Raw genomic sequence first — 11,784 nt, 5'->3', positions numbered from 1 at the left:
GTGCCCTCGACTTCCCTGCCCTGCGCGGTGTGGCTCCTGCAACCGCGTGCGCCGATTCTTGCATGGGAGCGCTTCCATGGCAATGCCTCGATGTCGTGCCGATGATGCCCGACCGGACCGCTCCGGCGCGCGACGGCGGCAAGGGTGCGCGGCGACACGAGCGGACGAGACATGCCGTGAAAGGGGATGTAGCACCTCTAAGCCGCTTACCTCCAATGCAGGTCAAAACGCGAATCTTTCCCTTCATAAGTCGTGAAACGGTCTAACGTCGGTCGTAGCTCGGTTGTCGCCGAGCTCAGGACAACAGGGATGGAGTGACGCAGGTCATGGCAAACAAGATGCTCGGGAAGGTCGTTGCGGGCGCTGCCCTCGGTGGCGCTTCCCTGCTCGTGTTCACGCCGGGGATCGCGTTCGCGGACGGTCACCACCACGACGAAGAGGGCAAGGTCTACGCCAAGCCGCACGTGGTCAAGGCCGGCGACGAGGTCAAGCTCCTGGAAATCTGCGAGGAGCCGCAGGAGCACGCGTACGTCTGGTCGAAGGTCACCGGCAAGGTCAAGCTCAAGCCAGCCCACGACCGGGAGGAGCGCGGCGGCGACCGTGGCGACCGCGATCACGGCAAGGACGACTGGAAGGGCCGCGACGACCACAAGGACAAGGGCCGGGACGACAAGGGCCACGACGGCAAGGACAAGCCGAAGCCGCAGCCGACCGGCACCGCCACCACCAAGCCGGGCACGCCGCCCGCGCAGCCGCCGGCGAACGGCCAGGGCGGGGGCGCCGACGCCGCCGGGGCCGAGGAGTCGCGCGACTACAACGGCTACGAGCACGGTCAGGACGCCGAGGGCCGCGACAAGGGCCACGACTACGACCGCGAGGGCGGCGAGGGTCGCGACTGGAACGGCCACGAGGAGTACGACCGCGGGGGCCGCGACGACAAGGGCCACGAGTACGACCGCGAGGGCGGCGAGAGCCGCGACAGCAAGGGCCACGGCGAGTACGGCTCGGACAAGGGCGGCGAGAGCCGCGACTGGAAGGGCCACGAGGAGTACGGGTCGGACGAGGAGTCCGAGGGCTACGGCAAGGACAAGGACCGCTGGGAGCACAAGCGGGACTACGTCTACTACGGCGAGGCCACGGTCTCCGCGGACGCCGAGCCGGGCCGCTACAAGCTCAAGGGTTCGTGCGGCGAGGGCGAGCTGGTCGTGCTGCCGAACGGTGGGGTCGACGGTGGTGACGGCGGCGTCGGCGCCGGCACCGACCGGGGCCTGGCCGCCGGTGGGGCGAGCCTGATCGGCGCGGCAGCCCTGGGCGGCATCGTGCTGATGCGCCGGCGTCGGACCGATGAGTCCTTCGTCTGAGTTGGCGACGACACGGGCCGGCGGCCGTCACGGGAAACCGTGGCGCGCCGCCGGCGCGGCCGTCGTCGTCCTGCTCGCCATGGTGGGCGCCGGCCTGGTCGGTGCCTCGTTGAAGACCGCGCCCGCTCCCCGACCTCCGCAACCGCTCGCCCAGGCCGAACCGGACGTGACCGGCCCGGCGGTGGCCGACACGGACCCGGACACCGCCGGCGACCCCGCGCCGGCCAGGACCGGCCTCCCCCCGTCCGTCCCCACGAAGATCACCATCCCCAGGATCGGAGTGGACGCCTCGGTCATGTCACTCGGCACGAACCCGGACGGCACCGTCGAGGTTCCCCCGCTGGACCAGGCGCAGCTCGCCGGCTGGTACTCGAAGGGTGTCAGCCCTGGCGAGGTCGGCAACGCGGTGATCGTCGGCCACGTCGACTCCGCCAAGTTGGGCCCGGCGGTCTTCTTCTCGCTCGGCGCGACGCAGCCGGGTGACGCCGTCACCGTCACCCGCACCGACGGCCGGCAGGTCACCTTCACCATCGACGCGGTGAAGTCGTACCCGAAGGACGCCTTCCCCACCGAGTTGGTCTACGGCCCGAACGAGCGTCCCGGGCTGCGGGTCGTCACCTGCGGCGGGGTCTTCGACTCCGCCGCCGGCAGCTACCCGGACAACGTGGTCGTCTTCGCCACCCTGACGGAGTGAGGCCGGAGCGCCCCGGGACGACGCGGAGCGGCCCGGCCGGTCGGAAGATCCGACGGGCCGGGCCGCGTCACACGTGCGGTCAGGCGGCCGCGGAGGTCCGCACCAGGGTACGGATCTGTCGCAGCAGCACGGACAGGGCGGCGAGGTCCGCCCGCGACTCGTCGAACTCCCCCATCGCCCGGTGGGCGCGGTGGATCGAGGTGGCGTTCGACTGCTCCCACTGCTGCACCCGCTCGTGCGGCGGCAGGCTGTCCGGAGTGGAGTCGAGCACCTCGGCGGTGAGCGCGGCCAGCGCGGCGTACAGGTCGTATCGCAGCGCCATCCGGGCCAGTGTCTGCCAGCGGTCCTCGCGCGGCAGCAGGGAGATCTTCGACAGCAGGGAGTCGACCCGGAACCGGTCGGAGAGCACGAAGTAGACCGAGGCCACCTCGCTGACGTTCCGGCCGCTACCGGTGGCGGTCTCCACCACGTCGAGCAGGCCGAAGCTGTACATCAGCCGGACCGCCTGCTCGGCCAGCTCCCGCGGCAGCCCCTTGGCCGCCATCGACTCCATGTGCGCCGCGATGGCCTCCCGCTCGCTGCCGTAGAACAGCGTCTCCAGCCCCGGCAGGAGCTGGGCCACGCCGTCCCGCAGCCGCCGGATCTCCGCCGGCACGTCGATCGGCGAACGACGGTTGGTCACCAGCCACCGCACGGCCCGGTCGAGCAGCCGACGGGTGTCCAGGTAGACGTTGGTCTGGAGCTCCGGGGCGACCTTGTTGTCCAGGGCCTCCACGGCGTCCCACAACTCGCGCAGCCCGAACACCTCACGGACCACCACGTACGCGCGGATCACGTCCGCGGCCGAGGCGGCCGTCTCCTCCACCACCCGGAAGATGAACGAGATGCCGCCCCGGTTGACGGCCTCGTTCACCAGGACCGTCGTCACGATCTCCCGGCGCAGGCGGTGCCGCGACATCCGGTCGGCGAACCGCTCCCGCATCGGGGTCGGGAAGTAGTTCACCAGGACCTCGTTGGTCCACTCCTCGTCGGCCAGCCCCTCGGCGAGGATGTCCCGCTCCAGGACGATCTTGACGTACGCGAGCAGCACGGCGAACTCCGGCGCGGTCAGTCCCGACTCGGTCCGGACCGCCAGCTCCTCGTCCGGCGGCAGCGCCTCCAGCGCCCGGTCCAGCGCGCCGGAGCGCTCCAGGTCGGTGATCATCCGCCGGTGCACCGGCAGCAGCGAGGCGGCCTGCGCCTGGGCGTTGTTGACCGCCCGCGCCTGGTCGTAGTTGTCCCGCAGCACCAGGTCGGCGACCTCGTCGGTCATCTGCGCGAGCAGCTCGTCCCGTGCGGGGACGGTCAGCTCACCGTCGGCGACCGCCGTGTTCAGCAGGATCTTGATGTTGACCTCGTGGTCGGAGCAGTCCACCCCGGCGGCGTTGTCGATGAAGTCGGTGTAGATCCGGCCACCGGTCAGGGCGTACTCGATCCGGCCGAGCTGGGTCCAGCCCAGGTTGCCGCCCTCGCCGACCACCCGGCAGCGCATGCTCTTGCCGTCCACCCGGATGGCGTCGTTGGACTTGTCGCCCACCTCCGAGTTGGTCTGGCTGGACGCCTTCACGTAGGTGCCGATGCCGCCGTTCCAGAACAGGTCGACCGGCGCGGTCAGGATCGCCTTCATCAGCTCCTGCGGCGAGAGCTGGGTGACGTCGTCGTCGAGGCCGAGCACCGAGCGGACCTCCGGCGTGATCGGCACCGACTTGGCGGTACGCGGGTACACCCCGCCACCGGCCGAGATCAGCTCCGCGTTGTAGTCCTCCCAGGACGACCGGGGCAGGTCGAACAGCCGCTTCCGCTCCGCGTACGAGGTGGCGGCGTCCGGGTCCGGGTCGAGGAAGATGTGCCGGTGGTCGAACGCGGCCACCAGCCGGATGTGCTCCGACAGCAGCATGCCGTTGCCGAACACGTCACCGGACATGTCACCGACACCGGTCACCGTGAAGTCCTGGCTCTGGGTGTCGTGGCCCAGCTCCCGGAAGTGCCGCTTGACCGACTCCCACGCCCCACGGGCGGTGATGCCCATCTTCTTGTGGTCGTAGCCGGCCGAACCGCCCGAGGCGAACGCGTCACCGAGCCAGAAGTTGTGCGCGATGGAGATCTCGTTGGCGATGTCGGAGAAGGTCGCGGTGCCCTTGTCCGCGGCGACCACCATGTACGGGTCGTCGCCGTCGTGCCGGACCACGTCCTCCGGCGGCACGATCTCGCCGCTGACGATGTTGTCCGTGACGTCGAGCAGCGCCGAGACGAACTCCTTGTAACAGGCGACCGCCTCGTCCCGGTCGCCCGGCTTCTGCTTGAGCACGAAGCCGCCCTTGGCGCCGACCGGCACGATCACGGCGTTCTTCACCATCTGCGCCTTGACCAGGCCGAGCACCTCGGTGCGGAAGTCCTCCCGCCGGTCGGACCAGCGCAACCCGCCCCGGGCCACCGGCCCGAACCGCAGGTGCACGCCCTCGAACCGGGGCGAGTACACGAAGACCTCGAACTTCGGCCGGGGTGCCGGCAGGTCGGGGATCGCCTGCGGGTCCAGCTTGAACGCGACGTACGACTTGGGTCGCCCGTCGGCGCGCTTCTGGTAGAAGCTCGTCCGCAGGGTGGCCTGCATCAGCGTCAGGTACGACCGCAGGATCCGGTCCTGGTCCAGGCTGGCCACGTCGTCGAGCGCGGCCCGGATCTCGGTCACCAGGTCGGCGCTGCGCCGCTGCCGCTCCTCGGCGTCGAACGCGCCGGGTGCGAACCGCACCTCGAAGAGGTCCACCAGCAGCGCCGCGATCCGCGGGTACGCGATGAACGTCGCCTCCATGTACTCCTGGGAGAAGACCGTGCCGGCCTGCCGCAGGTACTTCGCGTACGCCCGCAGGACGACGACCTGCCGCCAGGTGAGACCACCGCGGAGCACCAGTTCGTTGAAGCCGTCCACCTCGGCCTCGCTCCGCCACGCCGCCGCGAAGGCGTTCTCCACGTGCGGGCGCACCTCGGCCAGCTCCTGGTGCCCCTCCGGCAGGCGCAGGCCGAAGTCGTACAGGTAGATCCGGCCGTCGATGCGGTCCACCTCGTACGGGTGCTCGTCGACCACCCGGACGCCGAGCGAGTGCAGCACCGGCAGCACGGCGGAGAGCATCATCGGCTCCCCGTAGCGGTAGACCTTGAACCGCACGTCCATCGACTCGTCGACGTCGAGGGTCCGGCCGCTGCCGCCGGAGCGCGGCGCGAGCTGCTTGCGGAACAGGTGCATCTCCAGCTGACCGGCCTCCTCCAGCAGCTCGAGCTTGGCCAGGTCCTTCATCGCCTCGTACGGGGTGTGCCCGTCCTTGTACCCCTCGGGGAACGCGTCGGCGTACCGGCTGAACAGGTGCTTGGCCTGCTCGTCGCCGAGCTTGCGCTCCAGCACCAGCCGGTAGTCGTCGTCCCAGAGCCGGGTGGCGTCGGCCAGCTCCTCGGCGAGCAGGTCCGCGTCGATGTCGCCCGGCGGCCTGGTCGGGTCGGTCCGGACGATGAAGTGCACCCGGGCGAGCATCGACTCGGTGACCCGGGTGGTGTAGTCGACCCCGACCCCGTTCAGCTCCCGGAGCAGGATGTCCTGCATACGGAGCCGGTTCTGGGTGGTGAACCGGTCCCGGGGCAGGTAGATGAGGCACGAGATGAACCGCCCGTACGCGTCCCGGCGCAGGAAGACCCGCAGCTGGCGGCGGCCGGCCATGCGCAGCACGCCGATCACCGCGTGGTAGAGGTCCTCGGTCTTGATCTGGAACAGCTCGTCGCGCGGGTAGGTCTCCAGGATCTGGAGCAGGTCCTTGCCGGAGTGGCTGCGCAGGCTCAGGCCGGAGCGGTCCAGCACCTCGGCGACCTTCCGCCGGACGACCGGCAGTTCCTGCACGCTGGTCCGGTACGCGGCGGTGGAGAACAGGCCCAGGAAGCGCCGCTCGCCGACCACCTCGCCGGCCTCGTTGAAGATCTTGAAGCCGATGTAGTCCAGGTACGCCGAGCGGTGCACCGTGGCCCGCGAGTTGGCCTTGGTGATGATCAGCAGGCGCTTCTCGGTGACCTTCTCGTGCGCCTCCGACGTCATCGTCGACAGGGCACGGGCGTCCGTGGAGTCCGAACGCAGGATGCCGAGCCCGGTGCCGAGCACCGCCTCCAGTGCCTTGCCGCCACCCTCGCCGTCCTCGGCGGGCGCGTCGACCAGCTTGTACTCCCGGTAGCCGAGGAAGGTGAAGTGGTCGTGGGCGAGCCAGCGCAGCAGCTCGACCGAGTCGGTGATGTCCTTCTCCGGAACCGGCGGGCGGTTGTCGCTGGTCCGGGCGGTGGCCAGCTCGTCGGCGAGGGCGAGCGCGCGCTGGCGCATTTTCGGCCAGTCCTCGACCGCCTCCCGGACGTCGGTGAGCACCCGCTGGAGCTCCCGCCGCAGCCGGTCCCGCTCCGCCGGGTCCCGGACCGGGTCGATCTCGACCCGCATCCAGCTCTCGACCAGGTCACCGGCGATCGCGTCGTCCGGCTCCACGTCCGCGGCCACCTCGACCAGCCGACCCAGCGGCTCCCGCCGCACCACGACCAGCGGGTGCACCAAAAGGTGCACGTCGAGGTGGTGCGAGTTGAGCAGGGCGGTCACCGAGTCGACCAGGAAGGGCATGTCGTCGGTGACGATCTCGATGACCGTGTGGTGCTGGTCGGCATCAGGTTCGTGGATGCGCAGCTTCAGCTCGCCCGGTACCCGCTGCTGGGCCAGGTCCCGGTGGGCACGGGCCGCGTCGAGCATCTCCTCGGCGGTGAAGCCGATCAGCTCCTCGTCCGGCGCGAATCGCCAGAAGCGGCCGACCAGGGTCGCCACGTCGTGGTCGTCGCCGGCGAGCGCGACCGCCTGGGCCACCAGGCGCTCCGCGTTGGGTACCGGTTCGTCGAGTTCCGAGTCCTCCACGTCGTCGGCCAGCGCCTCTGCTGGCAGACCCAGGTCGTAGATGGTGTCGATACTCGAACCGGTCATCCCGGTCACTCCTGTGTCGAGACGGTCGTAACCGTCTCCATCGGTTGCCGAATCGAAGCTGTCGTCCCGGCCGGTGTCAACCTGCCGGAGGTCGGGTCCCGGTTTGATAGCCGGACGCCGGTCCATCGGTGCCACTCCCCTCGACCCACCGCGTTGTGGGTCACTCTGCCGCCAGCCTAGGCCCTGCCGATGTGCCCCTTCGTCGGCGGACCACAGTGCGGACGTCCGGATCCGGACTCTGTCCTTTCACCTGTTGTGGGTACGAGGTTGGCCGGTCCAGGAGTACCCCGCATGGTGTTGTTCATCACCCCGGCTCGCCCTGCGTCTTGCCCCGTCGCCGCAGGTCGCACACGCGGGGCACCGCCTCGGGCGGCCGGGTACTACGGTGCAGGAAGTCCGATCTCGGAGGGACCGCTCCATGCACCTGTCGTACCCCGGCCGGCGCCGGCTCCACCCGGCGCTGGCGCTGCTCACCGCGACCGCTCTCGCCGCCGGCGCACTCACCGGTTGCTCGTCCGACGACGGACCGAAGGACATGGTCGACGCCTTCCTGACCGGCTGGCGCTCCGGCGACCTCCAGAAGGTCGGGTTCGTCGACCCGACCGGCGCGAAGGTGCCGGCGGCGGACGTCGCACGCGAGATCCGGGAACTGTCCGGCGAGTTGGCCGCCACCCCACCCGCGCTGCGCCGGACGGGCGACCCGACGGTCACGAAGGGCACGGCCACCGCCACCGTCGCCGTGGAATGGACGCTGCCGGGCGACACCCGGTGGGCGTACGAGCGGCCGGTGCGCCTCACCCGGGGCCGCGACGACCGGTGGCAGGTCATCTGGGAGCCAGCGGTGGTGCAGGAGCAGCTCACCCGGGGCGACCGACTCGGCCTGCGCCGGGACACCGGCAAGCGCGCGGCCGTGCTCGACGCCGCCGGTCAGCCCGTCGTGGCGCCCCGGCCGGTGGTCCGGGTCGGGGTGCAGCCGAACGAGGTGACCGACATCCGGCGGCTGAGCCGGCAACTGGACAGCGCCTTCCGGGCCATCCGCCCGGCTCTCGTCCCGGCGGTCGACCTGTCCGACCTGCCCAAGCGCGTCGCCGAGGCCGAGCCGGGCGCGTTCGTCGAGGTGGTGACCCTCCGGAGGGACGCGTACCTGCAGATCAAACCGCGCATCTACCCGCTGTCCGGCACGAAGTTCCGTGACGACACCCTCGACCTGGCGCCCACCCGCGAGTTCGCGCGTGCGGTGCTCGGCACCGTCGACCCGGCCCAGGCCGACGACCTGGCGAAGTTCCCCGACCGGTACGTGGCCGGCGACCTGGTCGGCCACGGCGGTCTCCAGGGCCGGCACGACGAGCGGCTACGGGGCGTGCCGGGACTGGCCGTGATCGTCCAGCGCCCCGGCGAGGACGGGAAGCTGGTCCCCACCGGCGACGAGGTGTTCCGCCGGGAGCCGCAGCCGGGCCAGCCGGTGAAGACCACGCTCGACGTGGCCGTCCAGAACGCGGCCGACTCGGCACTGCGTCCCGAGAAGCGGCGCTCCGCCCTGGTGGCCGTACGCGTCAGCGACGGCGCCGTGCTCGCCGCGGCCAACGGCCCCGGACCGGCCGGGGAGAACCTCGCCTTCACCGCCCAGGTGCCGCCCGGCTCGACCTTCAAGATGGTCAGCGCGCTCGGCCTGCTGGACAGGGGCGCGGTCACTCCCGACGCGCCGGTGGACTGCCCGAAGCTCCTCCCGGTGGAGGGCCGGTCCTTCAAGAACTCCGACGACTTCGCGCTCGGCCGGGTGCCGTTCCGCACCGACTTCGCCAAGTCCTGCAACACCGCCTTCGCGGCACTGGCGCCCCAACTGGGAGCCGACGGGCTCGCCGTCACCGGCCGGGCGCTGGGCCTGGAAGGCCAGTGGGACGTCGGCTTGGACGCGTTCACCGGCAAGGTCTCCGCGAACGGCGGCGGCACCGAGCAGGCCGCCGCCGCGATCGGTCAGGGCACCACCGTGGTCAGCCCGGTGGCGATGGCGGGTGCCACCGCGGCGGTCGCCCGGGGGCGCTTCGTGCAGCCGAAGCTGGTGCTCGACCCGGCCCCCGCCAAGCCGGCCGCCTCCGGGCCGGAACTGAAGGCCGAGTCCGTCACCGCGCTGCGCGCGATGATGCGCGAGGTGGTCACCGCCGGCACGGCCACCGCCCTGGCCGACGTGCCCGGCGATCCGGTGAACGGCAAGACCGGCACGGCCGAGTACGACAACAACCCGAAGAACACCCACGCGTGGTTCGTCGGCTGGCAGGGCGACGTGGCGTTCGCCGTCTTCGTCGAGAAGGGCGGCGCCAGCACCGACACCGCGGTACCGATCGTCGAGCGCTTCCTGCGCGCCCTGCCCCGCTGACCCGGCGCCGGCCCGCACCGCCTCGCGTGCGCGGGCCGCACCGCCCCGCGCACGCGGGCGCGCAGCAGCGGCAGCAGAGCAGCAGCGACGGCAGCGGCGGCCGGACGGGCAGGCCGACGGACGGAGTCAGGCGATGCCGGCGGCGGAGTGGGAGCTGTCGTCCTCCGGCCCGACCATTTCCGCGTCCGGGCCGGGCGACGGGGACCGGCGTAGCAGCCCGGGGCCGGCCGCGGCGGGCGGCCCGACCGGCTCCAGGGCGACCGGGGCGTCGTCGGGCACCTCGCGCGGGGTCTCGACGGCGGAGGAGCGGCCCTCACTCCGGCGACCGTCGGCGTCCAGGGCGACCGGCCGGACGTCGCCCCGGCGTGGGGCGGGCGGCGGGCCGGGCAGCAGCCGGGGCGGCACCGCCTCGGGGGCGGAGACCGGCCGCAGACCGGCCACCACCGTGTTGACGATCTCGGCCGCGTACGACCCGTCCGCGTCGTAGTCGGGGTCGAACACGGTCAGCTCGACGCCGAGGCAGTGCGGGGTGTCGACCAGGCCGGCGAGCAGGATCTCCAACTCGGCGAACGCGATCCCACCGGGGTCGGGCGCGTCGACGGCCGGCATGACCGCCGGGTCCAGCACGTCCACGTCGACGTGCACCCAGTAGCCCGCGCAGTCGGCCAGTTGCTCGTGGGCCCACTGCGCGGTCCGCGCCGCACCCTCGGCGCGCAGCGCCGGCACCGGCCGGGTGGTGATGCCGGCGGCCTGGAGGTCCAGGCGGTACTCGTCCTGCGCCCGGATGCCGAGCACCACCACGTCGATGTCCCGGAAGTACGGTCGGCGCCCCTCGATGGCCGCCAGGTCGGCCTGTCCCCGCCCGGTGACCAGGGCGAGGTCCTCTCCCGCGGCCGCGCCCACGTACGAGGCGTTGCCCGGGTGCCGGAAGTCGGAGTGGCCGTCGACGAAGACGAGCCCGATCCGGCCGCCGACCGCCTCGCCGAGCCGGTGCATGGCCAGGGCGGAACCCAGCAGGATCGAGCAGTCTCCGCCGAGCACCAGGGGGAACTCCCCCCGGTCGATGATCGCGCCGATCCGCTCGGCGAGCGCCACCGAGTAGTCCGCGATCTCCGGGGCGTGGCAGACCCCGTCCCCGGGCCGCCAGTCCCCCGGGTCGTACCGGGGCGGGGTGAGGCAGCCGGCGTCCCGGGCCCGCAGCCGGGAGAGCAGGTCGTGGTCGCGCAGCGCGCCGGGTGCCTTGACGCAGCCGGGTACCGACGTGACGGTGGGTGGCCGCAGGCCGAGGTTGCTGGGCGCGTCGAGGACGGCGATCCGGCGCATCATGGGCTCCCGTCCTCGAAGGTCGAGCGGGCCGGCCGGAACGCCGGCCCGCGCTGGCGTGTCAGATGCTCAGAACAGGGCGCTGGCCAGGGCCCGCCGCGCCGAGGCCACGGCCGGGTCGTCCGGGCCGGCGACGGTGAAGAGGCCGACCAGGTGCTGGCGTACCTTCTCCCGGTCGTCACCGAAGGTGCGGCGGACCAGGCCGACCAGACGCTGGTAGGCCTGCTCGGCCATCCCGCTCAGCACCTCGATGTCGGCGGCCAGGAGCTGCGCCTCGACGTCGTCGGGGGCGGCCTCCGCGGCGGCGAGCGCGGCCCGGGGGTCGGCTCCGGCGACCCGGCGGGCCAGCCCGACCTGGGCGAGGCCCGCCTCCGCCGCGGCGTCCCCGGGGGTCTCGGCCAGGATCTTCCGGTACGCGCGCTCGGCCTCGTCCAGGTCGCCGCTCATCAGGGCGTCGTCGGCCTCGTCGAGGCGCGGGTCGACCGCCTCGGCGACGGACACACCGCCGGCCTTGAGCACCGCGGAGATCCACTGCCGTAGCTGAGCCTCGGGGACGACCCCGGAGAAGGCGTCGATCGGCTGGCCGCCGACGACGGCGTAGACCATCGGGATGCCCTGCACCCGGAACATCTGGGCGATCCGCGGCTGCTGCTGAACGTCGACCCGGGCCAGGACCCAGGCACCGTCCCCCTCGACCGCCAACTGCTCCAGCAACGGCGCGAACTGGTCGCTCTCCGGATAGCCCGCGGCACCGAAGAAGACCAGGACGGGCTTATCCAGGGACCGTTCGAGCACCTCGGACTGGAGGGTCGCCTCGGTCACGTCGATGGCGGTGACGCCGCCGCCGGCGGCACCCGGGAAACCGGCCGACGAGTCGGCGGACGGGCCGGGCTGCGCGGGGGCGGCGGGGCGGGAGGGGGCCGGTGCGGGGGTGCGCAGCGCGCTGAGGTCGACCGCGCCGCGGGTGAAGATCGACGAGGTGATCCGTGGGTCGCTCATGGTTATC

6 protein-coding genes are annotated in these 11,784 nt (G+C 72.1%); 3 read left to right on the top strand and 3 right to left on the bottom strand.

All coding sequences use genetic code 11. The features are described 5' to 3' along the window. The first annotated feature begins 326 nt into the window (after positions 1 to 326). On the top strand, positions 327 to 1,361 hold the full coding sequence (locus ACIBR0_RS02605; RefSeq protein WP_396712328.1) for a hypothetical protein: 1,035 nt from the start codon (positions 327 to 329) through the stop codon (positions 1,359 to 1,361). A 1-nt stretch (position 1,362) separates the two neighbouring features. Then, entirely contained in the window at positions 1,363 to 2,055 is a 693-nt protein-coding gene (locus ACIBR0_RS02600; RefSeq protein ID WP_396712453.1) for a class F sortase, read from the top strand. A gap of 79 nt (positions 2,056 to 2,134) precedes the next feature. Here ACIBR0_RS02600 and ACIBR0_RS02595 read toward each other — a convergent pair whose 3' ends face one another. Beyond that, a complete protein-coding gene (locus tag ACIBR0_RS02595) occupies positions 2,135 to 7,207 on the bottom strand; it encodes an NAD-glutamate dehydrogenase (protein WP_396712327.1) in 5,073 nt (1,690 codons plus the stop codon). A 292-nt stretch (positions 7,208 to 7,499) separates the two neighbouring features. Between ACIBR0_RS02595 and ACIBR0_RS02590 the strand changes: the two genes are divergently transcribed. Further along, positions 7,500 to 9,455 carry a penicillin-binding transpeptidase domain-containing protein gene (locus ACIBR0_RS02590; RefSeq protein WP_396712326.1) on the top strand — a complete coding sequence of 652 codons (1,956 nt, stop codon included), beginning with the start codon at positions 7,500 to 7,502 and terminating at the stop codon, positions 9,453 to 9,455. A 126-nt stretch (positions 9,456 to 9,581) separates the two neighbouring features. On the opposite strand, the gene ACIBR0_RS02585 is transcribed toward ACIBR0_RS02590, so the two are convergent. Together ACIBR0_RS02585 and ACIBR0_RS02580 are read right to left on the bottom strand one after the other, a co-directional pair. Continuing rightward, positions 9,582 to 10,781 (bottom strand): arginase family protein, encoded by a 1,200-nt coding sequence (locus ACIBR0_RS02585; RefSeq protein ID WP_396712325.1) that lies wholly within the window; start codon positions 10,779 to 10,781, stop codon positions 9,582 to 9,584. Between the two features lie 66 nt (positions 10,782 to 10,847). Continuing rightward, a complete protein-coding gene (locus ACIBR0_RS02580; RefSeq protein ID WP_396712324.1) occupies positions 10,848 to 11,777 on the bottom strand; it encodes a tetratricopeptide repeat protein in 930 nt (309 codons plus the stop codon). Positions 11,778 to 11,784: the final 7 nt, after the last annotated feature.

The sequence above is a fragment of the Micromonospora sp. NPDC049497 genome (assembly GCF_044465805.1).
GTDB lineage: Bacteria > Actinomycetota > Actinomycetes > Mycobacteriales > Micromonosporaceae > Micromonospora.
Note: the sequence above shows the minus strand (reverse complement) of the source record. Positions and strands in the feature narration are given on the sequence as shown.

What these genes read in the sequence shown, in the direction of transcription:
- ACIBR0_RS02605 (WP_396712328.1), top strand. Translation starts at nt 327, where the DNA reads ATGGCAAACAAGATGCTCGGGAAGGTCGTTGCGGGCGCTGCCCTCGGT.
- ACIBR0_RS02595 (WP_396712327.1), bottom strand. Translation starts at nt 7,207, where the DNA reads ATGGACCGGCGTCCGGCTATCAAACCGGGACCCGACCTCCGGCAGGTT.
- ACIBR0_RS02590 (WP_396712326.1), top strand. Translation starts at nt 7,500, where the DNA reads ATGCACCTGTCGTACCCCGGCCGGCGCCGGCTCCACCCGGCGCTGGCG.
- ACIBR0_RS02585 (WP_396712325.1), bottom strand. Translation starts at nt 10,781, where the DNA reads ATGATGCGCCGGATCGCCGTCCTCGACGCGCCCAGCAACCTCGGCCTG.
- ACIBR0_RS02580 (WP_396712324.1), bottom strand. Translation starts at nt 11,777, where the DNA reads ATGAGCGACCCACGGATCACCTCGTCGATCTTCACCCGCGGCGCGGTC.